The sequence below is a fragment of the Actinocatenispora thailandica genome (assembly GCF_016865425.1).
GTDB classification, from domain to species: Bacteria; Actinomycetota; Actinomycetes; order Mycobacteriales; family Micromonosporaceae; genus Actinocatenispora; species Actinocatenispora thailandica.
The window spans coordinates 3,533,111-3,558,549 of record NZ_AP023355.1 but is presented as its reverse complement, the minus strand read 5'-3'; the positions used below and the strand labels follow the sequence as shown (position 1 = coordinate 3,558,549).

17 protein-coding genes, 1 tRNA gene, 1 pseudogene and 1 riboswitch are annotated in these 25,439 nt (G+C 73.6%); of the genes and pseudogenes, 9 read left to right on the top strand and 10 right to left on the bottom strand.

Features of this window, described 5'->3' with window-relative positions; translation table 11 throughout:
- The first annotated feature begins 26 nt into the window (after positions 1–26).
- Positions 27–111: transfer RNA gene (locus Athai_RS15755), tRNA-Leu, on the top strand.
- 297 nt (positions 112–408) lie between these two features.
- Here Athai_RS15755 and Athai_RS15750 read toward each other — a convergent pair.
- Positions 409–903, bottom strand: a complete 495-nt coding sequence (locus tag Athai_RS15750; RefSeq protein ID WP_203962173.1) for an FBP domain-containing protein — start codon at positions 901–903, stop codon at positions 409–411.
- Between the two features lie 247 nt (positions 904–1,150).
- On the opposite strand from Athai_RS15750, the pseudogene Athai_RS15745 reads away from it, so the two are divergent.
- The 6 genes and pseudogenes from Athai_RS15745 to Athai_RS15720 form a co-directional block, all read left to right on the top strand.
- A pseudogene (locus tag Athai_RS15745) lies at positions 1,151–2,365 on the top strand (bifunctional glycosyltransferase family 2/GtrA family protein); the annotation flags it as partial.
- A 364-nt stretch (positions 2,366–2,729) separates the two neighbouring features.
- Positions 2,730–5,021: an ArnT family glycosyltransferase gene (locus Athai_RS15740; RefSeq protein ID WP_203962171.1), complete on the top strand. Its 2,292-nt coding sequence runs from the start codon at positions 2,730–2,732 to the stop codon at positions 5,019–5,021.
- Between the two features lie 406 nt (positions 5,022–5,427).
- Positions 5,428–8,082, top strand: coding sequence for a DUF4118 domain-containing protein (locus Athai_RS15735; RefSeq protein WP_203962170.1), 2,655 nt, complete (start codon positions 5,428–5,430; stop codon positions 8,080–8,082).
- Complete coding sequence (locus tag Athai_RS15730; RefSeq protein WP_203962169.1) at positions 8,079–8,762, top strand: response regulator; 684 nt, start codon at positions 8,079–8,081, stop codon at positions 8,760–8,762. Before Athai_RS15735 ends, Athai_RS15730 begins: the two co-directional genes overlap by 4 nt.
- 90 nt (positions 8,763–8,852) lie before the next feature.
- Positions 8,853–9,383 (top strand): DUF1269 domain-containing protein, encoded by a 531-nt coding sequence (locus Athai_RS15725; RefSeq protein ID WP_203962168.1) that lies wholly within the window; start codon positions 8,853–8,855, stop codon positions 9,381–9,383.
- A gap of 242 nt (positions 9,384–9,625) precedes the next feature.
- A complete protein-coding gene (locus Athai_RS15720; RefSeq protein ID WP_203962167.1) occupies positions 9,626–10,405 on the top strand; it encodes a rhomboid-like protein in 780 nt (259 codons plus the stop codon).
- A 7-nt stretch (positions 10,406–10,412) separates the two neighbouring features.
- Here the strand turns inward: Athai_RS15720 and Athai_RS15715 are convergent, their stop codons facing one another.
- Complete coding sequence (locus Athai_RS15715) at positions 10,413–11,612, bottom strand: cytochrome P450 family protein (RefSeq protein ID WP_203962166.1); 1,200 nt, start codon at positions 11,610–11,612, stop codon at positions 10,413–10,415.
- Positions 11,613–11,682: 70 nt separating this feature from the next.
- Positions 11,683–13,668, bottom strand: coding sequence for a S53 family peptidase (locus Athai_RS15710; protein WP_203962165.1), 1,986 nt, complete (start codon positions 13,666–13,668; stop codon positions 11,683–11,685).
- A gap of 215 nt (positions 13,669–13,883) precedes the next feature.
- Between Athai_RS15710 and Athai_RS15705 the strand changes: the two genes are divergently transcribed.
- Entirely contained in the window at positions 13,884–15,341 is a 1,458-nt protein-coding gene (locus Athai_RS15705) for a glycoside hydrolase family 76 protein (protein ID WP_239156961.1), read from the top strand.
- 60 nt (positions 15,342–15,401) lie between these two features.
- Here Athai_RS15705 and Athai_RS15700 read toward each other — a convergent pair whose 3' ends face one another.
- The gene (locus Athai_RS15700) at positions 15,402–17,048 is read right to left on the bottom strand and encodes an amidohydrolase (RefSeq protein WP_203962164.1); all 1,647 of its coding nucleotides are present in this window, start codon (positions 17,046–17,048) and stop codon (positions 15,402–15,404) included.
- Positions 17,049–17,135: 87 nt separating this feature from the next.
- Complete coding sequence (locus tag Athai_RS15695; RefSeq protein ID WP_203962163.1) at positions 17,136–18,341, bottom strand: hypothetical protein; 1,206 nt, start codon at positions 18,339–18,341, stop codon at positions 17,136–17,138.
- Between the two features lie 422 nt (positions 18,342–18,763).
- Between Athai_RS15695 and Athai_RS15690 the strand changes: the two genes are divergently transcribed.
- Positions 18,764–19,333 (top strand): hypothetical protein, encoded by a 570-nt coding sequence (locus Athai_RS15690; RefSeq protein WP_203962162.1) that lies wholly within the window; start codon positions 18,764–18,766, stop codon positions 19,331–19,333.
- Between the two features lie 169 nt (positions 19,334–19,502).
- On the opposite strand, the gene Athai_RS15685 is transcribed toward Athai_RS15690, so the two are convergent.
- From Athai_RS15685 to Athai_RS15660, 5 genes are all read right to left on the bottom strand, one after another.
- Entirely contained in the window at positions 19,503–20,990 is a 1,488-nt protein-coding gene (locus Athai_RS15685; protein WP_203962161.1) for a bifunctional hydroxymethylpyrimidine kinase/phosphomethylpyrimidine kinase, read from the bottom strand.
- The gene (gene thiE / locus Athai_RS15680) at positions 20,987–21,649 is read right to left on the bottom strand and encodes a thiamine phosphate synthase (RefSeq protein WP_203962160.1); all 663 of its coding nucleotides are present in this window, start codon (positions 21,647–21,649) and stop codon (positions 20,987–20,989) included. The genes Athai_RS15685 and thiE overlap by 4 nt, the downstream gene beginning before the upstream one ends.
- A complete protein-coding gene (gene thiM / locus Athai_RS15675; RefSeq protein WP_203962159.1) occupies positions 21,646–22,455 on the bottom strand; it encodes a hydroxyethylthiazole kinase in 810 nt (269 codons plus the stop codon). Before thiM ends, thiE begins: the two co-directional genes overlap by 4 nt.
- Positions 22,447–22,541: riboswitch (TPP riboswitch) on the bottom strand. (Overlaps the previous gene by 9 nt.)
- Before the next feature lie 1,008 nt (positions 22,542–23,549).
- Positions 23,550–23,873 carry a hypothetical protein gene (locus Athai_RS15665; protein ID WP_203962157.1) on the bottom strand — a complete coding sequence of 108 codons (324 nt, stop codon included), beginning with the start codon at positions 23,871–23,873 and terminating at the stop codon, positions 23,550–23,552.
- 73 nt (positions 23,874–23,946) lie between these two features.
- Positions 23,947–25,362, bottom strand: a complete 1,416-nt coding sequence (locus tag Athai_RS15660; protein ID WP_203962156.1) for an ATP-binding protein — start codon at positions 25,360–25,362, stop codon at positions 23,947–23,949.
- Positions 25,363–25,439: the final 77 nt, after the last annotated feature.

Here is a 25,439-nt window from a genome sequence, read left to right as displayed (position 1 = left end):
GCCGGAAGGTAGGGTCGATGCAGCAGGTCCGAGTGGCGGAATGGCAGACGCGCTAGCTTGAGGTGCTAGTGCCCGGTTTAGGGCGTGGGGGTTCAAGTCCCCCCTCGGACACCCTTCAGCGATCGATGTTCTGGCTGGTCAGCCCCGTTTGCGAACGGGGCTTCTTCGTTGCCGGCGCGGGCTGGGCGCCGGGGCGACCGCCGCACGTGCTGGGCCAGGTCCGGTGCCCGGGGTTTGCCCGGTGGGCCGGTCGGCTTCCCGCCTCTCCCTGCTCACCCGCAGCGCGCCACCGATCGCGACCAGGTCCAGGACGGCCCGGTCGACCAGCAGCCCGTACGCGGTGTCGACGGCGCGGCGTGGTCGAACGCGCCGGTCAGCTCTCGTCGAGGCGGCGACCGCCCGCCGCCGTCAGGCGGTGACGCGGCGAAGGAAGCCGGTCAGGTTGGTGACGAGCCGGTCGACCTTCTCCGGTACGCCCAGCGACTCCTGGAGCCGGCTCGCGGCCCAGATCTCCTTCTTGCCACGCAGGTACAGCGAGCAGGCGAGGTCGCTGCAGGCGTACAGCCCGACCGAGTTGCCCTGCTGGCCGGCCTTGCCGGCGCGGCGCGCGGTCAGCAGGGACACCCCGCCGGCGGTGTGCGTGGTCAGGCACAGCGAGCACATGGTGCGCCGCATCCGCCCGGCCCCACCGGCGGCACGCCGCAAAGCCACCCCGACCGGTGCGGCGCCGAACTCGGCGACCAGGTACGCGCGGTCCGGTGCGGCGCCGTCCTGCCAGCCGAGGAAGTCCAGGTCGTCCCACGAGACGGTGGTGAGGTCGCGGGGTAGCGCCAACCGCTTCGCCTCGCCCTTGCTGCAGTTGACGAACGAGGCGCGGATGTCACCCTCGGCGATCGGTCTCATGCCGGCGAAGCTAACCGCCACCCGTTCCGGGTCGCAAACGGTTAAGAACCGCTGACGGGCCGGGGGTCGGCCGCTCCCCGGGCCCCGGTCGGGGCGGCTGGGGCCCGGGACCGGGGTCGGGACGGCCGCGTCCCGGGCGAGCCGCCACGCCGCTGTAAATGCGGGTGAATCCCGGCACTCCGGATGTACAGGCGGGGCACAGGTCGGCCTCATGGACGGCACAATGGCCCCCGGCACCGTCGGCGGCATGGTCACATCGACGTACGCGACGCCCGCAGGGGAGCCGTCGCCGGACACGGCGGCACGGCACGCCGACCGACCCGTACTGGACGTGGTGGTGCCGGTCCACAACGAGCAGGACGACCTGGCGCCCTGCGTGCGCCGGCTCACCGACTACCTGGCCGAGACGTTCCCGTACCGGTACCGGATCACCGTCGCGGACAACGCCAGCACCGACGACACGCTGGCGATCGCGCACCGGCTCGCCGCCGAGCGCCCGCAGGTGCGGGTCGTGCACCTGGACCAGAAGGGCCGCGGCCGGGCCCTGCACGCGGTGTGGTCGGCCTCCGACGCGACCGTGCTGTGCTACATGGACGTCGACCTGTCCACCGACCTCGCCGCGTTGCTGCCGCTGGTGGCGCCGCTGATCTCGGGCCACTCGGAGCTCGCCATCGGTACCCGGCTCTCCCGCGGCTCCCGGGTGCTGCGGGGCACCAAGCGGGAGGTGATCTCGCGCTGCTACAACCTGCTGCTGCGCGGTACGCTCGCCGCCGGCTTCACCGACGCCCAGTGCGGCTTCAAGGCGATCCGGGCCGACGTCGCCGCGCAGCTGCTGCCGCTGGTCGAGGACACCGGTTGGTTCTTCGACACCGAACTGCTGGTGCTGGCCCAGCGCGCCGGGCTGCGGGTGCACGAGGTACCGGTCGACTGGGTGGACGACCCGGACAGCCGGGTGGACATCGTCGCGACCGCGATCGCCGACCTGAAGGGCATCGTCCGGGTCGGCCGGGCGCTCGCGACCGGCCGGCTGCCGCTCGCCGAGGTACGCCGGCAGCTGAGCCGGGCGCCGATCGAGCCGGCGACGCCGGGGGTACCGGCCGGGCTGTTCCACCAGCTGGTCCGGTTCGCCGCGGTCGGGGTCGGCAGCACCGTGGCCTACCTGCTGCTGTTCGTCGCGTTGCGCGGCCCGGTCGGGCCGCAGTGGGCCAACGGTGTCGCGCTGGCGCTCACCGCGATCGCGAACACCGCGGTCAACCGGCGCCTGACCTTTGGGGTGACCGGGCTCCGGTACGCCGGCCGGCACCAGTTGCAGGGGCTGCTGGTGTTCGGGCTCGGGCTGGCGCTGACCAGCGGCTCGCTCGCGGTACTGCACGCGGTGACCGCACCCGGCCGGCCGACCGAACTCGCGGTACTGGTCGCCGCCAACCTGGTGGCGACGGCGCTGCGGTTCGTGCTGCTGCGCGGCTGGGTGTTCGGCCGCGGCTGGCCCGCGCCCGCCCGCCCCAGGGACCGTGACGGGTGGCCCGGCGCCGGTACCGGTGTGCGGCCGGCCGGTGCGGGTGCGCCGCCGCCGGAGCTGAGCGTGCGGCCGGCGCTCGCCGACGGCACCGAGCTTGCGCCGGTCACCGAACTTCCGCTGGGTACCGCGCCTGCGCCGGGCAGCGAGTTCCCGCCGGTCACCGAACCTCCGCTGGGTACCGCGCCTGCGCCGGGCAGCGGACACCCGCTGGGTACCGACGACGCAGAGGAGCAGGCATGAGCAGGCGGCAGCGAGCCGGCCACGGGGCCGGCGCGGCCCGATGCGTTGCGATCCGGAGGGACTGCCGATGAGCGCGACGACGCTGACCACCCCGATCCGGGCGGCGTTCGCCCGCACCACGAACCGGCCGGCCTGGGTGCGCCCGGCGCTGGCAGTGCTGCTGCTGGGTACGGCCGCGCTCTACCTGGTGAACCTGTCCGCGAACGGCTACGCCAACTCGTTCTATGCCGGCGCCGTGCAGGCCGGCACGATCAGCTGGAAGGCGCTGCTGTTCGGTGCCGTCGACGCCGGCTCCGGCATCACCGTGGACAAGCCGCCGGCGTCGATCTGGCTGATGGCGCTGTCCGGCCGGGTCTTCGGCTTCTCCTCCTGGAGCATGCTGGTACCGCAGGCGCTGCTGGGTGTCGCCTCGGTGGCGTTGCTGTACGGCGCGGTGCGCCGGGTCGCCGGGTACGCGGCCGGCATCGCTGCCGGCGCGATCCTCGCGCTGACCCCGGTGGCGGTGCTGATGTTCCGGTTCAACAACCCGGATGCGCTGCTGGTGCTACTGATGGTGGCCGGCGCCTACGCGGTGACCCGGGCCATCGAGCGCGGCTCGATGTGGTGGCTGGTGCTCGCCGGCTCCGCGCTCGGGTTCGGCTTCCTGACCAAGATGCTGCAGGCGTTCCTGGTGCTGCCGGCGTTCGCCGTGGTGTACCTGGTCGCCGCCCCGATCTCGCTGCGCCGCCGGATCGGCCACCTGCTCGCCGCCGGTGCGGCGCTGGTGGTCTCCGCCGGCTGGTACGTCGCGCTGGTCGAGCTGTGGCCGGCCGGGTCCCGCCCGTACATCGGCGGTTCGACCGACAACAGCCTGCTGCAACTGGCCATCGGGTACAACGGGCTGAGCCGCATCACCGGCGGCTCGGGCGGCGGCCCGGGTGCCGGTGGGATGCCGGGCGGTGGGCCATCGAGCGCCGGCAGTGGGCTGCCCGGCGGTGCCCGCGAGGTCTTCACCGGTGCCGGCCTGCCCGGCGGTGGCGGGCCCGGTGGCGGCGGCAACTCGATGTTCGGCGGGGCGACCGGGCCGCTGCGGATGTTCTCCGACACGTTCGGCACCCAGATCTCCTGGCTGCTGCCGGCGGCGCTGCTCGCGCTGGTGGCCGGGGTGTGGCTGACCCGCCGGGCGGCGCGCACCGACCGCACCCGGGCCGCGCTGGTGCTGTGGGGCGGCTGGCTGCTGGTCACCATGGCGGTGTTCAGCTTCATGTCCGGGATCATCCACCCCTACTACTCGGTCGCGCTGGCGCCGGCGATCGCCGCGGTGCTCGCGATCGGCGTACACGCCGGGTGGGAACGGCGGGAACGCACCGGCGCCCGGGTGGTGCTGGCGGCCCTCGTCGCGGTGACCGGGATCTGGTCGTACCAGCTGCTCGGCCGGGCGCCGTCGTGGCAGCCGTGGCTGCGCTACGCGGTGCTGGTCGCCGCCGCGGCCGGCGTCTGCTGGCTGGTGATACCCGGCCGGTGGGTGCGTCGGGTGGCGCTGGTCGCGGTACCGGTGCTGGCGCTGGCCAGTATCGGCGCACCCGCCGCCTACGCGGCCCAGACCGCGGCGACGGCGCACACCGGCAGCATCCCCACCGCGGGCCCGAGCGGCCGCGGCACGGGTGGCTTCCCCGGCGGCGGGCGTGGCTTGGGCGTCCGGAACCGGTACGGCTTCGCCGGCGCCGGCCCCGGAACCGGCGGCGTGCCGGGGAACGGGAGCACCCGCGGCGGCAACGGAACCGGGGTCAGCGGTGGTACCGGCAACGGTGCGCCGGGCGGGATGCCCGGGCAGGGGAGCCGCGGTGCCGGCGGCAATGGGCAACCGCCGGGGGGCGCTACCGGTACCGGCCCGAGCCAGGGCGCCGGCACGCAGGGCGACTCCGGCCAGGGCAGCGCTGGCCAGGGCGACTCCGGCCAGGGCAGCGGTGCCGGGCAGCCGGATACCGGCGGGCAGGCCGGTACCCGCGGCCCCGGCGGTGCCGCGTCGGTCGCAGGCGCGGTGGCGACGCTGCTGAAGAACGCGCACGGGTATCGGTGGGCGGCGGCGACCAACGGCACCCAGCAGGCCGCCGAACTGGAGCTCGCCTCCGGTGGCGCGCCGGTGCTGGGCATCGGTGGCTTCTCCGGCAGCGACGCCTACCCGACCCTGGCCCAGTTCGAGAAGTACGTGGCGGCCGGCGACATCCGGTACTACCTCCCCGGCGGGATGGGTGGTGGCCGCGGCGGGCCCGGTGGCGCCGGTGCCAGCAGCTCGATCGAGAGCTGGGTGGCCGCGCACTTCACCAAGAAGACGGTCGGCGGCAGCACGGTCTACGACCTCTCCAAGCCGACCACGTGACCGGCCGGTGCCGGGCCTGGTGCCCGGCACCGGCCACCGGACGGCCGTGCTTCGGCGCCCCGGATCGCGGTGCCCCGGAGCGCGGCTCGTCGGAGCGCGGCACTCCGGGGCGCGGCGGATCGCGCGGGCCCCGCCCTCCGGTTCGTCCCGGCCGTCACGCGATGTGCGCACCGTCCCGGATCGGCGGGCACGTCGCGCCGCCGCGGGCCGCGCCGCCGGCCCCCGAGTGTGCCACCCCCGGTACCTGCCGGGGTGGCCACACCGCCTGCCGGTCGGCCGCGGGCCACACCCGACCGTCCCGGGCGCGGAACCGCAGGTACCGCCTTGGCGGCGGACCGGACCTGGACCCGAAGTACCCTTATCGCAGTAACTGACAGTAACAGGGTTCGGAAGGTTCGGTCTCGGCATGTCCCACGGCGAGCTACGCGTCTACCTCGGCGCCGCGCCGGGCGTCGGCAAGACCTACCGGATGCTGGAGGAGGGCCGGCGCCGAATGGACCGGGGCACCGACGTGGTGGTCGGCCTGGTCGAGACGCACGGTCGGCCCCAGACCGCGGCGATGATCGGCGACCTGCCCGTCGTGCCACGGGCCACCGTGGACTACCGCGGCGCGCGCTTCGCCGAGCTGGATCTGGACGCGCTGCTGGCCCGCCGGCCCGACGTGGTGCTGGTGGACGAGCTGGCGCACACCAACGTGCCCGGCTCCCGCAACGTCAAACGGTGGCAGGACATCCAGGAGTTGCTCGCCGCCGGCAGCACGGTGATCACCACGCTCAACATCCAGCACCTCGAATCGATCAACGACGTCGTCACCGAGATCACCGGGGTGCCGCAGCGTGAGACGGTGCCGGACGCGATCGTGCGCCGGGCCGACCAGATCGAGCTGGTCGACCAGACACCGGAGGCGTTGCGGCGCCGGATGGCGCACGGCAACATCTACGGGCCCGACATGGTCGACGCGGCGCTCGCCAACTACTTCCGGGTCGGCAACCTCACCGCGCTGCGGGAGCTGGCGCTGCTCTGGCTCGCCGACAAGGTCGACGACCAGCTCGACCGGTACCGGGCCGAGCACCGCATCTCGCAGCCGTGGGAGACCCGGGAGCGGGTGGTCGTCGCGCTGACCGGCGGGTCGGAAGGGGCCACGCTGATCCGGCGCGCCGCCCGCATCGCGGCGCGTACCAAGGGCGCCGACCTGCTCGCCGTGCACGTCAGCCGCAACGACGGGCTGGCCGGTGGCGCTGCCGACCCGGCCAACCTGGTCCGGCAGCGCACCCTGATCGAGGACCTCGGCGGGACCTACCACCAGGTGGTCGGCAACGACGTCCCGACCGCGCTGCTGGACTTCGCCCGCGGCGTCAACGCCACCCAACTCGTGCTCGGCGCGAGCCGCCGCAGCCGGTTCGCGCAGATCCTGTCCCGGGGGGTCGGCGTCACCACGACGGCGGCCTCCGGGGCGATCGACGTACACCTGGTCACCCACGAGCGGGTGCACGGGGGTCAGGGCGGCACCACCTCGACGGGAGCGCTGAGCGGGCGCCGCCGGCTGTTCGGGTTCGCCCTCGCCGTGGTCGGCCTGCCCCTGCTGACCGTGGGGCTGACCCAGTTCCGCGCCGAGCTGACCCTCACCAGCGACATCCTGCTGTACCTGGCGGGGGTCGTCGTGGTGGCGCTGGTCGGCGGGCTGTACCCGGCGCTGACCGCCGCCGTCCTCGGCTCGCTGCTGGTCAACTTCTTCTTCACCCCGCCGTTCCACACCCTGACCATCAGCCAGCGGCAGAACATGCTTGCCCTCGCCGTGTTCCTGGCGATGGCGGTGGCGGTCAGCGTCACCGTGGACACGGCGGCCCGGCGGACCAGGGAGGCGGCGGCGGCGCGGGCCGAAGCCGAGACGCTGTTCACCCTGTCCGGCAGCGTGCTGCGCGGCTCGCACGCCGTGCGTGAGCTGCTCGACCAACTGCGGGAGACCTACCGGCTGCGTTCGGTCAGCCTGCTCGAACGCCGGCCGGACGTACCGGACAGCCCGGACGTGCAGCACGACCGGCAGGCCTGGTCGGTTGCCGCGACGGTCGGCGGCCAGCCGTGCCTGACCCCCGGCGAGGCCGACGCCGACATCGTGGTCGACGACGACATCAGCCTGGTGCTGCGCGGGCAGCCGCTCGCCGCCGCCGACCGCCGGGTGGTGCAGGCGTTCGCCGCCCAGACCGCGCTCGCGCTGCGCGAACAGCGGCTCGCCGAGCAGGCCGCCGCGGCCGGGTCGATGGCCGAGGTGGACCGGTTGCGGACCGCGCTGCTGTCGGCCGTCAGCCACGACCTGCGTACCCCGCTGGCGTCCGCGATGGCCGCCGTCGACGGGTTGCGCAGCCCCGGGTTCGCCCTGTCCGCCGAAGACCGGGCCGAACTGGTCGACACCATCGCCGAGTCGCTCGACCGGCTGCACCGGTTGGTGGACAACCTGCTGGACATGAGCCGGCTGCAGGCCGGCGCGCTCGCCATGCGGCCGCAGCCGATGAGCATCGCCGAGGCGACCGCCGCGGCCCTGGACGAGCTCGGTGCGCCGGGCCGGCCGGTACCGGTGCGCATCCCGGACGACATCCCGGAGGTACGGGCCGATCCCGTCCTGGTGGAGCGGATCCTGGCGAACCTGCTGCGCAACGCGCTGCGGTACAGCCCGGCCGACCGGCCACCGCAGCTGGCCGTCAGCGAGCACGCCGGCTACGTGGAGGCACGGGTGATCGATCATGGACCGGGCATTCCGGCGAGCAAGTGGGACACGGTCTTCCTGCCGTTCCAGCGGCTCGGTGACCGGGACAACGACACCGGCGTCGGGCTCGGTCTGGCGCTGTCGCGCGGGCTGGCCGAGGCGATGCACGGCACGCTGGACCCGGACCACACTCCGGGCGGTGGGCTGACGATGATCCTGCGGCTGCCGGTGGTCGAACTCCCGGTCGGCGGTGCGGAGCAGCAGCCGGCCGACGCGGCGCTGCGGCGGGTCGACGACTGGCGGCGGGTGCACCGAGATGACGTGGAGGCGGCCGGTCGGCCGCACGGGGAGGCGTCGTGACCCGGGTACTCATCGTCGACGACGAGCCGCAGATCGTGCGGGCGTTGCGGATCAACCTGACCGCCCGCGGCTACACGGTGGTCACCGCGGCCGACGGCGCGCAGACCCAGCGGGCCGCCGCCGGCGAGCATCCCGACCTGGTCATCCTCGACCTGGGGCTGCCGGACATCGACGGCGCCCAGCTGATCCGCGACCTGCGCAGCTGGACGCCGGTGCCGATCGTCGTGCTGTCCGGCCGCACCGACGCGATCGACAAGGTGGAGGCGCTGGACGCCGGCGCCGACGACTACGTGACGAAGCCGTTCAGCATGGAGGAACTGGTCGCCCGGCTTCGTGCGGTGACCCGCCGGCGCAGCCCGGCCGAGGCGGCGCCGGCGGTGCCGATCGGTGCGCACACCGTCGACCTCGCCGGCCGCCGGGTGTACCGGACCGACGAGCCGGCCGAGGCGGTGCACCTGACCAGGACCGAGTGGCAGCTGCTGGAGGCGCTGCTGCGCTTCCCCGGCAAGCTGGTCGGCCAGCGGCAGCTGCTGCAGCAGGTGTGGGGGCCCACCTACCGGGACGAGACCCAGTACCTGCGGCAGTACATGGCGCAGCTGCGCCGCAAGCTGGAGGCCGACCCGAGCCGGCCGGTGCACCTGATCACCGAACCGGGCATGGGCTACCGCTTCCAGCCGTGACCGGCGCACCCGGATTTCCCCGTATCGATCTGTCGGCGGGTCCGCCGCCCTAGGATCGACGCGTCGGTCACGACGTATCCGGGGGGACGAATGAGTGATCTGGCGGCAATCGCCTACCGTGACGTGGGCACCGCGGAACAGGCTCGGGACAAGCTGTTCGAGCTGCAGAAACAGGGGCTGATCTCGATCCGGGACGCGGCCATCGTGGAGGCGCAACCCGACGGCAAGGTCAAGCTGCACCAGGGGCGCAACCTGACCGGTGCCGGCGCGGCCGGCGGCGCGCTGTGGGGCGGCCTGATCGGGCTGCTGTTCTTCGCGCCGTTTTTGGGCATGGCACTGGGCGCGGCCGGCGGCGCGGTGGCCGGCAAGTTCACCGACGTCGGGGTCGACGACAGCTTCATGAAGAACGTCGGCTCGGAGCTGCGCCCCGGGACCGCGGCGCTGTTCGTGCTGGTCGACCAGGTGACGATCGACAAGGTCGCCGGCGAACTCGCCCAGTACCAGTTCGGCGGCAAGATCCTGCACACCTCGCTGAGCACCGAGGCCGAGCAGCACCTGCGCGACGTTGCGCAGCGCGCCCAGGCCGCGGCGCGGGCGCAGAGCGCACCGGCGGCCGGCTGACCACCCGCGTCGGCGTCGAGCCGGCGCGGTCCTGTCCCGGCGCCGGGCCGGCGCGCAGCGCGGCTCGGCGCCGGGTAGGTGCATCCACGCCGCTCCGGGTGGTGCGTCCGGGCCGCGCCGGCTGACGTGCGTCCGGGCCGTGCCGGGGTGGGTGCGTCAGGCTGGGCCTGGCCCGGGCGGCCCGGATCGTGGCCGTGGGCGAATCCGCACCGGCCCGGCGCCCCGGCGGCCAGACTGGGTGAATGGTCACGGTCGCGGTGCTCGTCGCCGTCACGATCCTCTGGTACCTGCTGCGCGCGGTGGCGCGCGTCGCTGCGCCGGCCGAGCGAATGGTGCGACGGCTCGGCCGGTGGACCGGCCGGTTGCACGCCTGGGTGCTGACCGCACCCGCCACGTTCGGCTACTGCGCGATCTTCACCGCATCCACGCTCGTCCAGCGGGCCGCGCCGCCGCGACTGATCACCGTGCTGACCACGATCCAGTCCACCAACCTGGTACGCCTGCATGCCAAGCCGATCAGCGTGCTGGTGGCGAGCGGGCTGTGGGTCGCCGACCGGGGCGCCGGGCTGGTCGGCTACCTCGCGGTGTTCGCCGTCGTCGTCGCGTACGCCGAGCGCCGGTACGGCACGCCCCGGCTGGTGCTCGTCGGCCTCGCCGGGCACGTACTCGGGTCGCTGCTGACCGCGGTGGTGGAGCTGCACGCGATCCGTACCGGCGCGGCGCCGCGCTCGCTGGCGGTGTCCACCGACGTCGGGGTCAGCTACGTGATGGTCGGGTGCTGCGCCGCGGCGCTGGTGGTGCTGCGCGGCTGGCTGCGGATCGCCGGCGCGGTGGTCATGCTGCTCGCGGTGCTGACGCCGGTGCTGGTGCACCGCACGATCTGGGACCTGGGCCATCTGCTCGCCACCCTGTGCGGGCTGGGCATGGCGTTGCTGCTGCTCGCGATCCGGCCCAGCCGGACACCGGTGCCGATCGACGACCTCGCCGCCCGGCTCGCGGTGCGGCACGACCGGCGGCGTTGAGCGGCGCTCAGTGCAGCCGGACCGGGAGCGCGCGCAGGCCGTTGAACAGCAGCGCCGGATGCCGCTCCGGTTCGCTGCCGGGGTCGGCCAACCGCAGCCGCGGGAACCGGTCGAGCAGGGTGCGCAGCGCGATACGGGCCTCCAGCCGGGCCAGCGGCGCGCCGAGGCAGTGGTGGATACCGTGGCCGAACGCGAGATGCCGGGCCGGTGCGCGGTGCAGGTCGAGCCGGTCGGGCTCGGCGTAGCGGCGGGGGTCGCGGTTGGCCGCGAGCACCGCGGCGAGCACCACCTGACCGGCCGGGATCGTCGTGTCGCCCAGCCGTACCTCGGTGGTGGTCCACGCCGGGATAGTCGACTGCACCGGCCCGTCGAGGCGCAGCAGCTCCTCGATCGCGTCGGGCAGCCGGTCCGGCTCCGCCCGCAGCAGCGCGAGCTGGTCCGGTGCGGTGAGCAGTTGGTACACCGCGGTACCGATCAGGTGGGCGGTCGTCTCGTGCCCGGCGGCGAGCAGCAGGAACACCATCGAGGTCAGCTCGTCGACCGACAGCCGGTCGCCGTCGTCGGCGCGGACCGCGAGCAGCGCGGAGAGCAGGTCGTCGGCCGGCGCGGCCTGCTTCGCGGCGATCAGGCCGCGCAGGTAGTCGACCATCTCCCGGGTCGCGCCGATCCACACGTCGGCCGGGTACACGGCCCCGTAGCTGACGATCGACGACCAGTGCCGGAACGCGTCCCGGTCGACTGCCGGCACCCCGACCAGCTCGGCGATCACCGCGACCGGCAGCGGAGAGGCGTATTCGGTCACCAGCTCGACCGACCCGGCGGGGTCGGCGGCGGCCATCGCGTCGGCGAGATCGGCCGCGAGGCCGGCGATGCGCGGCGCCAGCTCGGCGACCCGGCCGCGGGTGAAGCCGGCCGACACCAGGGCGCGCAGCCGAGTGTGCTCCGGCGGGTTGGCCGACAGCAGGTGGGTGTTCATCGCGGCGGCCAACTCGGCCGGCAGCGCGTCGCGGTGCGGCACCTCGTCGGTGGAACGCACCACCCCGGGGTGGGTCAGCAGCGCGCGGGCCTCGTCGTACCCGGCGACCACCCAGACCCGGACGCCGGTGAACAGCGTGACCTGGCGTACCGGCCCGTCGGCCGTCAGCGCGCGGTACGCGGCGAACCGCGCGCTACCGGTGGTCTCGGTGAACGGCGAAGGATCATCCATCACCACCGATCCTACGGCCCGCCGCCGGGCACCGCGGGTGGCCGGTCACCGGGACCGACCACCCACCCGTTCAGTGCCGTGCGGTGACGGCGAGGCCGGCGAAGAACAGCGGCCCCTGCGGGGTACCGACACCGGTCTCGGCGTCGTAGCCGCGGGTGCTGTGGATCGTGCTGGTCTGCACGTCGATCGTCTGCAACTGGTAGCTCTTGCCCGCCGTGGTGTCGACGCCGTCGACCAGGTTGGTGCGCACCTCGGCGAGCGGGGCGCGCGGCGCGGTCACGTCGTACAGCGCGGGGGTGTGCAGCAGCCGGTAGTAGGCCGGGTTGACGAACCCCAGCGGGTGCCGGGTGAGCTGGTCGGCCATCGCCACCACGCCGGCCAGCAGCGGCGAGGACAGGCTGGTGCCACCGATGCGGTACTGGTCGAAGTAGGTGCCGTCCGGGAACACCTGCGTCTCGCCGACCACCATGCCGGTGTTCGGGTCGCCGACCATCGAGATGTCCGGCACCGCGCGCATCGGCGCGCCCCCGTTCGTCTCCGAGATCGCCGCCGGTACCCGGTCCCGCTGGTAGAACGGCTGGTCGAACAGCACGCTGGTGCCGCCGCCACCGCCGGAGGAGTACGGCCCGGGCAGCGCGCCCCAGGAGCCGCCGGACAGGTTGGCGTACGAGGTCTGCCAGCCGTGCTCGAAGATCCGCCGGCCGTGCGCGTCGATGCCGATGCTGGTGCCGCCGACGCCGGTCACGTACGGCTCGTCGGCCGGGAACTCCACCGTCTTCGCGCCCGGTTCGGTACCGCCGGCGGTGTGGTCCCCGGCGTCACCGGAGGAGAAGTTGACCGTGATCCCGGTCAGCGCCGCCTCCAGCGAGAACTGGTCGTAGAAGTCGACGTAGTCCTGGCCGAGCAGCGACACGTCGTCGGTGCCGTCGGTCCACGAGTTGGTGACGACGTCGGCGACATGGTCGTCGATCGTCTTCGCCCAGGCGTCGTCCAGACCGGACGCGCAGTCCCTGGCCCCGACGTACACGACGTTCGCGCCCGGCGCCATCGCGTGCACCGCCTCGACGTCGAGGGTCTCCTCGCCGTACCAGCCGTTGCCGCCGCACTCGGCGATCATGTCGTAGCCGTCCGGTCCCGGGGTGATCTGCCGGAACTGGCCGGGCCGGAACCGCGGCTGGTGGTGCACCCTGTTGTACTGCTGGGCGTCGGCGTAGATGGTCGGCGCCGCGTAGGCGTCGGTGATCGCCACGGTGACGCCGCGGCCGGTGATGCCGGCGCGCAGCAACGCGCTCTCCCCGTACGCGGACTGCAACTGCTGGGGCCCGTACCCGCAGGACGTGTACGGCTGGTGCTTCCCGTACGCGGCGGGCTGGTCGGTGGCGGTGCGCTGCCCGAAGTAGTCCGAGCAGGGCTGGACGTGCACGCCGTAGCGGGCGCCGTCCGGCGGGCCGGGCGCCGCGTCGGCCGGCTTGTGCAGCTGGGAACCCTGGTCGACGCCCAGCACGCCGGCCACCGCGCGGGTGACCTGCGCCGGGGTGCCCGCCGGGAACGACAGCGCGCCGTCGTTGGAGCGCACCCGCACGCCGCGGTACGAGTACGTCTTCAGGGTCGTCGCGAACGCCCGCTCGACCTGCTTCGCGGTACCGCTGGCCTCCACGTACATGCCGCCGCCGAGCGAGTCGCCGACCCGGAAACCCTGGCCGGCGAGCCAGGACCGCACCGCGGACACGTCGGAGGCCGCCGGCGCGTACCGGGACCGGAACTGCGCCGAGGTCAGCCAGTCGCCGTAGTGCGCGCTGGCCGGGTCCGACACGTCGCGCAGCGTGTCGACGGCGCCGGCCCGGTTCCGCATGGTCAGCAGCACGCCGAAATCGACCCGGCTGGTCTGCGGGGTGGCACCGACGGCACGCGCGTGCGGCAACCAGCGCGGGGTGCTGTCGGCGATCTGGTGCCGGCCGCCGGCCCAGGCCGGGGCGGACAGGACGGTGAGCCCGAGTGTGGTGGTGGCGACGAGCGTGCCGACGAACAGCCGCCCCGGTCGCACGGTTCTTCCCATACGGGTGCCTCCTTGAGGGCACGGGAACCGGACAGACGACCGCCAGCCAACTCCCGGCCGGGAACCGGGTCAAGCGCCGCGCCGGCGCTCGTGGCCGAGTCGAGTCACGCTTTACCGTCGTCGAACCTTCGAGGCGACATTTGCCCCAGAACGGCACACTGGGCGGCACGACACGTCGGGCGCCCCACCCGGCGGCGACGGTACGGGAGGTCGCGATGAACGTGCGTCGGATGTGGTGCCGGGCCCTGGCGGTGGTCGCCTGCGGCGCCACGCTGGCCGTGGCACCGGCCGCCGGGCCGGCGGTGGCCGCGAACCAGACGGTGTGCAACAAGTACTGCGACGGGCGCGACCCGGCACTGGCACCGAGGGAGCGGGTCCCGGTCGCCGCGACCCTGTCCGGCCGGACCATCCGGCTGCACGTCGACGACACCGACGCGATGGGCTGGGCATCGATCGACGGCGGCACCGGCGGCGACGAGGTGTGGCTGGACCGTTCGTACGACGGCGGGCGGAGCTGGTCGACCGGCAGCAAGCTCGGTGCCACGGTCACGCCGAGCGGCCGCAGCGGCTGGCGCACCCTGATGTACAACGTGGACGACTGGAACGACGCCGGGGTCGGCGCGCTGCGCGCCTGCGGCCAGGCCGCAGGCGCTTCGGCGATCGCCTGCACCCCGTGGGCCCGATCGGACTGGAACGCGTGGAGCCGCAGCACCGCGGCGGCGACCGGGCTGATGATGATGTACGACCGGGACACCGGGCTGTTCGGCGGCAACGGCTGGTGGACCTCCGCGAACGCGCTCACCGCGATCATCGACAACGCCCGGGTCAGCGGCATGCCCAGCTACGAGTACGCGATCGCCACCACCTACGACAAGAACGTCGGGGCCCAGGGCGGCGACTTCACCAACGAGTACGTGGACGACACCGGCTGGTGGGGGCTGACCTGGCTGGACGCGTACGACCTGACCGGCGACGCCCGCTACCTGACCACCGCGCGCGCCGACGCCGACTACATGGCGCGGTACTGGACCGACCTGTGCGGCGGCGGTGTCCTCTGGAAGACCAGCGACACCGGGTACAAGAACGCCATCGCGAACGAGCTGTACCTGGAGCTCAACGCCGCACTGCACAACCGGATCAGCGGCGACACCACCTATCTCGACCGGGCGCGAAAGGAGTGGAGCTGGTTCACCGGCACCGGCATGATCAACTCCTCGCACCTGATCAACGACGGGCTCGACGCCGGCTGCCACAACGACGGGCACCCGACCTACACCTACAACCAGGGCGTGATCCTCGGTGGCCTGGCCGAGCTGTACCGCGCCACCGACGACACCGCGGTGCTGGACACGGCACGTACCCTTGCCGACGCCTCGACCGGCTCGACGGACCTGAATCCGGGCGGGACGCTGCGCGACCCGAACGAGGCGGACAGCTGCGCGGGCGACGGGCCGTCGTTCAAGGGCGCGTACGTGCGCGGCCTGGGCGCCCTCGACGGCGTGCTGGCCGACCACCCGTATGCCGACTACCTGCACCGGCAGGCGGACACCGCCTACGCGAACGACCGGGACCCGCTGGACCTGTACGGCCCGCACTGGGCCGGGGACGGCCGCGGCCCGACCGGCCACGGCTGCCAGCACAGCGCCCTCGACCTGCTCGACGCCGCCGCCTGACCGGCCCCCTCCCGATCGCCGCCCCGGCCACCGTGCTGCGCGGCCCCGGACCTCCGGCGGCTACCGCGGTGGGGCCGCTGCCGGGGCGGCCGGCGTCGGGTACACCCGGGTGCCGCCGAGCCAAGTGCCGAGCACCTCGATGGCACCGATCCGGTCCGGCGGCACGGCGCGCGGGTCCTCGGCGAGCGCGACGAAATCGGCGAGCTGGCCGGCCGCGATGCGTCCCTTGGTGGCCTCCTCCCCGGACGCGTACGCGGAGCCGGTGGTGTACACGGCCAGCGCCTGCTCGGCGGTGATCGCCTGGCTGCCGCCGAACGGCGCCCCGGTCCGGTCCCGGCGGGTCACCAGGCTCTGCAGGGCGTAGAGCGGCTCGTAGGGCCCGCACGGGTGGTCGGAGGAGCCGGCCACCGGGATACCCGCGGCCAGCAGCGTGCGGTGCGCGAACATCCGCTCGATCCGGTCGGGGTCGTAGAACCGCCGCAGCTTGTCCCCGTGTGCCGCCGGGTACTGGCCGAACGGCACCGCCACCACCCGCAGCGCGCGCATCGCGGCGACGATCTGGTCGTCCACGATCGCGACGTGCTCGACGCGGTGTCGTACCTCGGGCCGCGGCCGGTGCCGCTGTGCGGCCTCGATCGCGGCCAGCACCTCGGCGATGGCCCGGTCGCCGTTGGCGTGCACCGCGATGGTGCCGCCGTGCTCGTGCACGTCGGCGACCACCTGGCGCAGCTGCGCCGGCGACATCCGCGGCCTGCCGGGCGCGGTCGCCGCCGGAACCGGCTGCTTGGTCCAGCACACGCCGCCGTTGACCGCGCCGTCCGCGAACGCCTTCACCCCGCCGATGCGCAACCGGTCGGTCGGTGCCGGCGCCGGCAGGTCCATCGCCCGGAACGACTCCCAGTGCTCGTATCCGACCAGTGCGTTGACCCGCAGCGGCAGCTCCCCGGTCGCCGCCAGCCCGGCCAGCGTCGCCCACGACTCGGGGCCGACCATCGCGTCGCCCACCGAGGTGATGCCGGCGGCGTGCAACCGCCCGGCGAACCGGACGAACGCCCGCTGCGCCGCCGCCCGGTCCGGCCGCGGCACGACCGTCGCACGCCGGGTGAACGCCGGGAACGCGACGTCGTAGAGCGCCTGGTCGACCAGCACCCCGGTCAGCCGGCCGGCCGCGTCGTGGCCCAGCTCGCCGCCGGCCGGCGCGTCGTCGGCCCGTTCGTACCCGGCGAGGGCCAGGCCGGCCGTGTTGAGCACCCCGGCGTGCAGCGTCACGTCGACCACCAGCACCGGCTGCCGCGGGCAGGCGGCGTCCAGCTCGTCCCGGGACAGCGGGACGCCGCCGAGGCTGCGCGCCGGGTCCACCCCGAATCCGAGGATCCACTCGCCGGCCGGGGTGCCGGCGGCCCGCTCCGCGAGCGCGGCGAGCATGGCCGCCCGGTCGGGCACCCGCTGCGGCGAGAGGTCGAGCTGCAGCAGCTGTTCGGCGCACACGGTGGGATGGCTGTGCGCGTCGTTGAAGCCGGGAACCACGGTGACGTCGCCGAGATCGATCAGCGTCGCGTCCGGCCGGGCCGCGCGCAGCGCGGCGACCGGTCCGGTCTGCGTGATCCACTCGCCGGCCACCACGAACGCCTCCGGCTCGGTCCCGTCGCCGGTCGCGATGCGCCGCGCGGTGATGATCCGCGCGGCCCCCGCCTCGGTGTCCGACATCGGCGCCCCTCTCACGTTGACTGCATCCCAGTGAAGCACCGGGCCGGACCGGTGACACCGGCCCGGCCCGATTCGCCGCGGCGGCGGTCAGGGCCCGTAGGTCGCCTGGGTGACCGCGAAGACGTTGCGGTGACCGGTGGGTTCCTGCAGCGACCACAGCAGGTCCGGCCCGGACGCGTCCTCCCAGTAGCTGAGGCTCTCGCCACCGCCGACCCAGTTGTAGGTGTGCGAGCCGGTCGACGGGGTCCAGTAGTAGAGCTTCTTCGCGCCCGAGGAGTTGAACCACCAGCGCCCGTTGTGCGAGCCGACTCCGTTCAGGTTGTACCAGGGCAGGTGCAGCGCCTGGGTCGCGGTGGTGGTCGCGGCGAACGTGGTGGCACCCGACGCGAACGGGAACCGTACCGCACGCGGGGATCGCTGCGGGTAGTTCGTGCAGCTGGCGCAGGTGTACTCGGTCATCACGATCGACCTGCTCACCCGGTCCAGCGAGATCGTCGACCAGACCAGCGAGGTGCCCGAGGTGGTGTGCGAGGTGATCGTGCCGACCTGCGGTAGCACGTAGGCGTAGTTGTGCGCGTGGTAGGTGCCGTCGGACTGGCGACCGATCTCGCTGGAGCTGCCGCTGGTGTCGGTCTTGAGGATCTTCTTCATGTTGAACACCCGCATGCCGTGCCCGGTGTCGGCGACGTAGAGGTAGTCGCCGTACCAGGAGACGCCGCCGGCATGGATCGGGATGTCGGTGAAGTTCGGCGTGCTGGCGGTGCCGGCCGGCTCCACCAGCAGGATCTTGCGGTACTTGTTCGGCCAGGTGGCGTCCCAGTCGACCAGCGTGATGCGGCTGCGGGCCTGGGATCCGCCGCAGCCGGCCTTGGTGTACCAGCTGACCAGGATCAGCTGGTGGCCGTCGTAGTTGCCGCTGTTCGCGGTGCCGATCGCGTCCCGGCTGGAGGTGATGCCCTGCGGGTAGTTGGTGCAGTCGGAGTTGTCGCCGGAGTCGAACCGGAACCCGGTCTGGTAGCCGGCGATGCCGAGGGAGTCGGTGATGCCGGTGCGGGTGTGGTTGGCGTTCTTCATCACCGTGTCGACCGAGGCGGTGCCGAGCTTGCTCACCAGCGCGGAGTCGAGCGTGTCGTACTTGTGGTAGTCGGAGGTCAGGGTGTACTGACTGGCCGGCAACGTGGTCGGACCGCCGGCCGCGGAGGCCATGGTCGAGGTGGTGGCGGTGAGGGCCGCGCCGGCCAACAGCACCGCGCCGGTGGCGGCGAGCGCCACGAGTCTCTTCCGGACTGCCATGACGGAACCCCTTGTCACTGAGCCGAAATGGGGCTCTCACGGTATCCCGCGAGAGATGTAGCCCGCTGCCCTTGTTGACCGAAAGATTGTAATTTTCTGCCGGCTGGCCTTCGCTGCGCGCCCGTGGTGCGCCCGCCGCGCGCCCGCCGCCCGGGGTCGTGGTGCGCTCGTCGGTGTCGGTGTCGGTGTCGGTGTCGGTGTCGGTGTCGGTCGTGGTGCGCGGGCCGCGCTCGCTGCCGCAGCCGCGCGGTGCTCGTCGCGGACCCGCGTATAGCACTCGCCGCGCGGATCGGCAAGGTTGTCCACAGGGGGTCGGTCGTCCACAGATTCGTTGCGGCCCAGCCGATCCGGCTCGGAGCCGGCCGACGATGGATGCCGTCCCACCCGCCGTGCGGGTTCCGCACGAACGAAACGGAGCAGTCATGTCGCTGCAACACTCCCGCCGGGCCCGACGCCTGTCGATCGCCGGCCTGGCCGTCGGCGCGATGTGCGCGGTCGCGCCGGCCCTGCCGGCGCACGCGGGCGCCACCGCGTCTGGTGTCCGTGACTGGTCGACCCCGGTCGTGTCGCCCGCCGCCGCGTCCCGCCGGGCACCGGTGCTCGACGGGTTCCGGCTCACGCACCTGCCCACCGGCCTCGGTACTCCGTCGGACTTCGAATACGAGTGGAACGACGTGACCTTCCACTCCCGTGACTGGGAGAGCCGGCACGGCGCCGGTTGGCGGGTCGACCTGACGATCGAAACGCTGCGCGGTGACCGGCTGTCCAGCCTGGCCGCGTTGCGCGGCTACCTGACCGACTATCTGGAGCAGGATCCGGGCAGCTGGCGGTTGAGGCCGGTGCCGGTCGGCAGCCACCCCGGCCTGCGCACCGACGACCGGGTGTTCTGGCTGGTCCGACCCGGCCTCGCGGTCTCGGTCGACATGGATCCCGAGCGGTACGGCCCCTCGGAGTTGCTGCGCACCGCCCGCGGCGTGCACGAGCAGCGCTGACCCGGCGCCCCCGGCCGGCGCCCGACGCCGTCGTGCCCCCGGGCCGGCGCTCGGCGCCGTCGTGCCCTCGGCCGGCGTCCGGCGCGGTCGTGCGCGCTGGGCGCCGGCCGGGTGACCATCTGCGGTGCCGCGGCCCGACCGGTGCCGGGCCTGCCACCCGCGGTCGCGCTCAGCCCGTTGGGCGGCTGGCGGCCAGTGGCGCGGTGAAGAACGCCACTTCGTGCTGGCAGGAGACCCGGAAGGCATGCCACATCCGGTCCCGAGTCGGCTCGTCGGCCGTCGCCGCCGCGGTCGTGACGAGGTCGATGGCCCGTTCGTTCTGGGCCGCGAACTCGTCGTCACCGTAGGCGTCCAACCAGGCCCGGTACGGGTGGTCCGGCCCGCCTCGCCGGGCCAACCGGCTGCCGAGGTCCTGGTAGATCCAGAAGCACGGCAACAGCGCCGCGACGAGCACCCGGTAGTCGCCGCGCGCCGCGGCGGCCAGTAGGTGGTCGACGTAGCGGGCGGTGCTCGGCGCGACCGGTGGCTGCCCCAGCCCGCCGAGCACGGCGCGGTGCAGCCGTTCTCGCTCGGCCAGCGCGCCTCGTGCACACTCCGCCCAGAACCGTTGCTCTGTCGGACCGGTAGCGAGCATGCTCGCCGAGGCCAGCGCGCGCGAGTAGTCCCGCAGGTAGCACGCGTCCTGAGCGAGGTACCAGTCGAACGCGGCGCGGTCCAGACTGCCGTCGGCGAGTCCACGGACGAAAGGCAGCGACTCGATGTCACGTCGCACGTCGGCAACCTGGTGCCACCACCGTCCTGCCAGCTGGGCCGGCACTGGCCGGGTGTGCAGGCCGCCCCGTGACCAGAGCCCGGCGAAGTGGTGCACCGGGCCGTTCCCGCCGCCGACACGCAGATCGGCGCCGGCCGCGATCGACTCGGCCAGCCACTCCCGTGCCGACCCGACAGCGGGCACCCAGTCGCCGTGCCGCACCCGCAGTGTCGCCACCGCGGAGGACAGCGAGCAACCGGTGCCGTGCGTGTTGCGGGTGTCCACCCGCTCGCCGCGGAACTCCACGATGGTGCGGCCACCGGCCAGCCGTCCCGCGGCGTCGACCAGCGCGTCGCGCACGGTGCCCCCGGGTAGGTGCCCACCCTTGGCGAGCACCAGCACCCCGAACCGCCGGGACACGTCCAGCGCCTGTGTGGTGGCTCCGCCCCAGTCGGTGGCCGGCGCCGAGCCGGCGAGCACCGCCAGCTCGGGGATGTTCGGCGTGACCAGATCCGCCTGGCCGATCAGCCCCCGCAGCGCCCGCTCGGCACCCGCATCCAGCAACCGGTCACCGCTGGTCGCCACCATGACCGGGTCGAGGACCACCACCGGTGGCCGGCAGCTGCGCAGCCAGTGCGAGACGGCCTCGATGGCGGCGCCGTCGGCCAGCATCCCGATCTTCACCGCATCGATCTCGACGTCGTCACTGACCGCGGCCAGTTGCTCGGCCAGAAACCCCCGCGGTGGCACGTGCACGCCGCGAACACCACGGGTGTTCTGCGCGACCAGCGCGGTCACCACCGCCATGCCGTACCCACCGGTCGCCGCGATGCTCTTCAGGTCGGCCTGGATGCCGGCGCCGCCGGTGGGGTCGGTGCCGGCGATCGACAACACCCGGGGGATCACGCCGCCTCCCGCCAGGCGGCGGCCAGCCGCGTCGCTGCCCGGTACGGGTCGGGCGCCCGGCACACCGCGGCGGCCACGGCCGCCCCCGCGGCGCCGGCGGTGCGCAGGCCGGGCAGATCGTCGGCCGAGATGCCGCCGATCGCCACCACCGGCCGACGGCACAACCCGGCGAGCCGGCGAAACCCGTCGGTACCCAGCGGCGGCGGCGCATCCTGCTTCGTGTCGGTGGCATGCAGCGCGCCGATTCCGACGTAGTCGACCGGTGCCCGGTTCGCCGCAGCGAGCTGGTCGGCGGTGGCGGCGCTGAGCCCCAGTAGCGCGTCCGGGCCGATCATCGTCCGGGTCACCGGCACCGGCAGGTCGGACTGCCCGATGTGGACTCCGGCAACCCGGATACCGGCCAGCCGGGCGGCGAGATAGACATCGACCCGATCGTTGACGATCAGCGGGATCCGCGGCGGCAGCACCTCGGCGACCCGACGCACGGTGTCGAGCAGTTCGCCGCCGCGAGCGCGCTTGTCCCGCAGCTGGACGGCGGTGACGCCGCCCCGCGCGGCGGCCGCCGCGGTCTTCACCACCGACCGGCCGGCGGTGCGGCAGCTGGTCACGTCGGCGATCAGGTAGAGGGACAGGTCGGGTCGTGCCCCGGCGCCGGTCATGCCAGGCTCGCCCGGGCATCGAGCACGGCACCATCCACGACGGACAGGGCGTCCAGGAAAGCGGGGGCGAAGCTGCCCGGCCCCGCCGCGCGCTCGGCAGCGAGTTCGGCGGCCACCGTGTAGGTCAGTACCGCGGCGACGGTGCTCGCCAGCCGGTCCGGGCCGGTCGCGGCGAAGGCGGCGATGACCGCGCCAAGGGCGCAGCCGCCGCCGGTCATCCGGGTCAGGTGCACGTGCCCGTTGCGTACCCGAACGGTGTCCCGGCCGTCGGTGATCACGTCGACCGGGCCGGACACGGCGACCACCGCGCCGGTCCGGACGGCCAGCTCCGCCGCGACGTCGGCCGCCGCCTCCGCGTCGTCGGTGGCGTCGACGCCGCGTCCACCGGCGCCGGCTCCGGCCACCGCGAGAACCTCCGATGCGTTGCCGCGCACCACGTCCGGGCCGGCGTCGGACAGCACGGCGGCGAGCTCGGTGCGTACCGGCAGGGAACCGACCGCGACCGGATCCAGTACCCACGGGGTGCCGGCGGCCGTGGCCCCGGCCACCGCGGCGCGCATCGCGGCCCGGTGCTCGGCCCCGGGCGTGCCGAGGTTGACCAGCAGGCCCGAGGCGGCGGCGGCGAACCCGCCGGCCTCCTCGGGGAGGTCGACCATCGCCGGTGCGGCGCCGAGGGCGAGCAGCGCGTTCGCGGTGGTGTTGACGGCGACGGAGTTGGTGATGCACTGCACCAACGGGGTCGAGGAACGGACGGCCGCCAGCGCAGCGCGACCGGCGGCGAGCAGGGAGACAGGCGTGCGCGACATGCGCGACATCCCTTCGCTAGTACAAACTAGATCAGGTTCGACGGGTGTGATCTCAGCCCCGATGCGGGGCACCCCGTGTCACGAGTGCGGGTGACGGCCACCTCGGCGGCCGTCACCCGCACCATACATCGCCGCACCGGTCGCACCGGTCGCACCGGCCGCACCGGCCGCACTGGCCGCACTGGCCGCACTGGCCGCACCGGCCGTGCCGCCCGGGCCGCCCGGGCCGCCCGGGCCGGCCCGGTGACGATCGCGACCTCGGCGGTCCGAACACGTAGGCGTTCGGCAGGCCGGCACCCGCTGACCCGAGCCGTCAGGTGCTCGGACGAGCGCCGATCCTCGGCTGCGCCGAGCACCGCGCCGCGTTCACCACCCATGAACCGCCCGCGGCCTGCGCTGGTCCTGCACTCGAACCCGCCGAACCCCCGGGCCGACAGCGCACGACCGGGTCGAGCGATGCGGCACGCGACCGTTCCGGGCGAGCTGCACTCACGTCGGTCCCACCGATTGCCGGCGCCGCGGGTGGCCGTCGGCACCGTCCGCAGGGGGAGCGCCGTGACAGCTGTCGCCTTCTTCGGTGCCACCGGGTATGCCGGTGGCCACCTGACCAAGGAACTGCTCGCTCCTGGGCACCACGTCGTCGCGGTGGCCCGGGACGTCTCCGGGATCGAGCTGCGGCCGGCCCTGGCCGGCCCTGGCCGCCGAGGCCGGCTCGCTGTACGACGAGGCGTTCCTGGGCCGGATCGCCGGAGACGCCGACGTGCTGGCGATCGCCGTGCACGGCAACAGTGAACCAAAGCTCGCCGGCCAGATCCCGATGATCCCGCGGGTCGCCGTGGCCCATCACGTCCGTGTCGGCTTGGTCGGCGCGGCGTCGAGGGTCCCGCCGCGCGACGTCGAGACCGCACGGTGCCGCACCGACCTGCGCGGCAGGCGGCTCGTCGGACGCCGTAGCCACGGGCGCCTCGCGCGAGGTCCCGATCCAGCGGAGGCGGCGGCGGATCCTCACCGAGCAGGGTTGCGAGCGGTCACATCGCACCGGCGGACGGCGCGTGACCTGCACAGCGGGAACAGCGGCGCGAAGCGTCCGCCGGTCAGACGGGATCGGTGAACGAGACCGGCTTGCCGGTGGCGCGGGCATAGGCGATCTCCCTGCTCGTCGACTCACCGACGTACCCGCCGGGGTTGACGACCAGCACCCGGTCAGCCAGGTCGATCTTGCGCAGGTGGAGGGCGCCCAGCACGGTCCTTTGCTCGTTGGTGAGCAACTCGTCTGCTTCGTGGTCCCCGGTGCGCGGGAAGACGCCCGGTGCGACGACGATGACTCCTGCGAAGGTCAGGTCACGGTTCGCTGCACGCATCTCGTCCACGAACCGGGTGGAGCCGCAGATGCAGACGATCTCGGGTCGGCCGGGCACCCTCAGTCCTTCGGGTCGAACGGAAACCGTCAGTGTGTACCGGCAGCGCAAACAGGCACCCGAGCAACGTGGCCTAGCCGGTCGGTGCGGACAGCGGGAGGATGATCTGGAACCGGGTGTCGCCGGGATGTGAGGTGACGCGCAGGTCGCCGCCGTGCCGCTTGACCACGATCCGCCAGCTGACGTCCAGCCCGAGCCCGGTGCCCTGGCCGATCGGCTTGGTGGTGAAGAACGGTTCGAAGATCTGCTGCTGCAGCGCCGCCGGGATGCCCGGCCCGGTGTCGCCGATCTCGACGACGGCGCGGTCACCTTCCCGGCGAGTACGGATGGTCAGGGTGCCGGTGCCGTCCATCGCGTCGACCGCGTTGTCGATGATGTTGGTCCACACCTGGTTGAGTTCCGCCGCGTAGGCCGGCACCGGCGGCAGCGCCGGGTCGTACTCCTTGACGACCTTGACGTTCTCGCCGAGCTTGACCGCCATCATCACCAGCGTCGAGTCGAGCCCCTCGGTCAGGTCGACCACCCGGTGCGGCGCCCGGTCGAGCTGGGAGTACTGCTTCGCGGAGCCGACCAGCGCCGAGATGCGTCCCACCGCCTGCTGGATCTCGTTCATCAGGGTCTCGGTCTCCACCGAGTAGCCCAGCCACTTCAGCGCCGGCTCCAGGAACTCCGGCTCGGTGCTGGCCGCCAGCAGGTCCAGGTCGTCCACGGTGATCCCGGCCGCGGTCAGCACCGGTGCCATCTCCCAGCCGCGGGCGACGTCGTGGTCGTCCAGCCAGTCGGTGATGGCGTCCTCGCGGTCGCTGGTCTCCAGGGCGGTCAGCGCCGGCGCCTTCGCGACCCGGGCGACGAACTCCTCCTGCACCCCGGTGAGGTGCTTGAGCTGCTGGACGTGCAGGTCGCCGGCCGCCAGCAGGGACAGCTTGTGCCGCATCCCGGCGACCCGCTCGCGCAGCGCGTCGGTGGCCCGTACCGCGGCGGCGGCCGGGTTGTTCAGCTCGTGCGTGAGCCCGGCGGTCAGCTTGCCCAGCGCCAGCAGCCGTTCCCGCTGGGTCACCAGCGTCTCGGTGCTGCGCTTGCCGGCGAACATGCCCTGCAGCAGGTGCACCGCCATCGGGAACCACCGGCCGAACGCCGCGTTGAACTCGTCCGCCGGCAGCGCGTAGAACACGCAGTCGGTCACCGCGCGCACGCTGGAGTCGTAGGACTGCTCGATCTGGTCGCCGAAGTAGAACCGCACCGCCCCGCAGTACGCCCCGACGTGGTCGGTGCGGTTGAGCTCCACCTCGTCGCCGCGCACGGTGCGAAACAGCGACAGGGTCCCGGAGCGCAGCACGTAGAAGCAGCGGGCCGGCTCGCCCTCCCGCAGCAGCATCTCGCCGGCGGCCACCGACACCTCGTCGGCGTGTTCGGCGATCCACTCCGCCTGCTCGTCGGTGAGGTGCTCGAACAGTGCCATTCCGTCCAGCTGCGACCGTTCGACACTCATCGGCCAGCCTCCTTCGTCGCAACGTTCCCGCGGCGGGCGGTGCGCCGCCGCGCGCCCGTCGGTGTTCGGCCTCCGCC

Bases quoted from the DNA above. Each gene is read 5' to 3' on its own strand.
- Athai_RS15750 (WP_203962173.1), bottom strand. From the start codon at position 903: ATGAGACCGATCGCCGAGGGTGACATCCGCGCCTCGTTCGTCAACTGC.
- Athai_RS15720 (WP_203962167.1), top strand. From the start codon at position 9,626: ATGGTCACGGTCGCGGTGCTCGTCGCCGTCACGATCCTCTGGTACCTG.
- Athai_RS15710 (WP_203962165.1), bottom strand. From the start codon at position 13,668: ATGGGAAGAACCGTGCGACCGGGGCGGCTGTTCGTCGGCACGCTCGTC.
- Athai_RS15695 (WP_203962163.1), bottom strand. From the start codon at position 18,341: ATGGCAGTCCGGAAGAGACTCGTGGCGCTCGCCGCCACCGGCGCGGTG.
- thiE (WP_203962160.1), bottom strand. From the start codon at position 21,649: ATGACCGGCGCCGGGGCACGACCCGACCTGTCCCTCTACCTGATCGCC.
- Athai_RS15660 (WP_203962156.1), bottom strand. From the start codon at position 25,362: ATGAGTGTCGAACGGTCGCAGCTGGACGGAATGGCACTGTTCGAGCAC.
- thiM (WP_203962159.1), bottom strand. From the start codon at position 22,455: ATGTCGCGCACGCCTGTCTCCCTGCTCGCCGCCGGTCGCGCTGCGCTG.
- Athai_RS15700 (WP_203962164.1), bottom strand. From the start codon at position 17,048: ATGTCGGACACCGAGGCGGGGGCCGCGCGGATCATCACCGCGCGGCGC.
- Athai_RS15740 (WP_203962171.1), top strand. From the start codon at position 2,730: ATGAGCGCGACGACGCTGACCACCCCGATCCGGGCGGCGTTCGCCCGC.
- Athai_RS15705 (WP_239156961.1), top strand. From the start codon at position 13,884: ATGAACGTGCGTCGGATGTGGTGCCGGGCCCTGGCGGTGGTCGCCTGC.
- Athai_RS15690 (WP_203962162.1), top strand. From the start codon at position 18,764: ATGTCGCTGCAACACTCCCGCCGGGCCCGACGCCTGTCGATCGCCGGC.
- Athai_RS15715 (WP_203962166.1), bottom strand. From the start codon at position 11,612: ATGGATGATCCTTCGCCGTTCACCGAGACCACCGGTAGCGCGCGGTTC.
- Athai_RS15725 (WP_203962168.1), top strand. From the start codon at position 8,853: ATGAGTGATCTGGCGGCAATCGCCTACCGTGACGTGGGCACCGCGGAA.
- Athai_RS15735 (WP_203962170.1), top strand. From the start codon at position 5,428: ATGTCCCACGGCGAGCTACGCGTCTACCTCGGCGCCGCGCCGGGCGTC.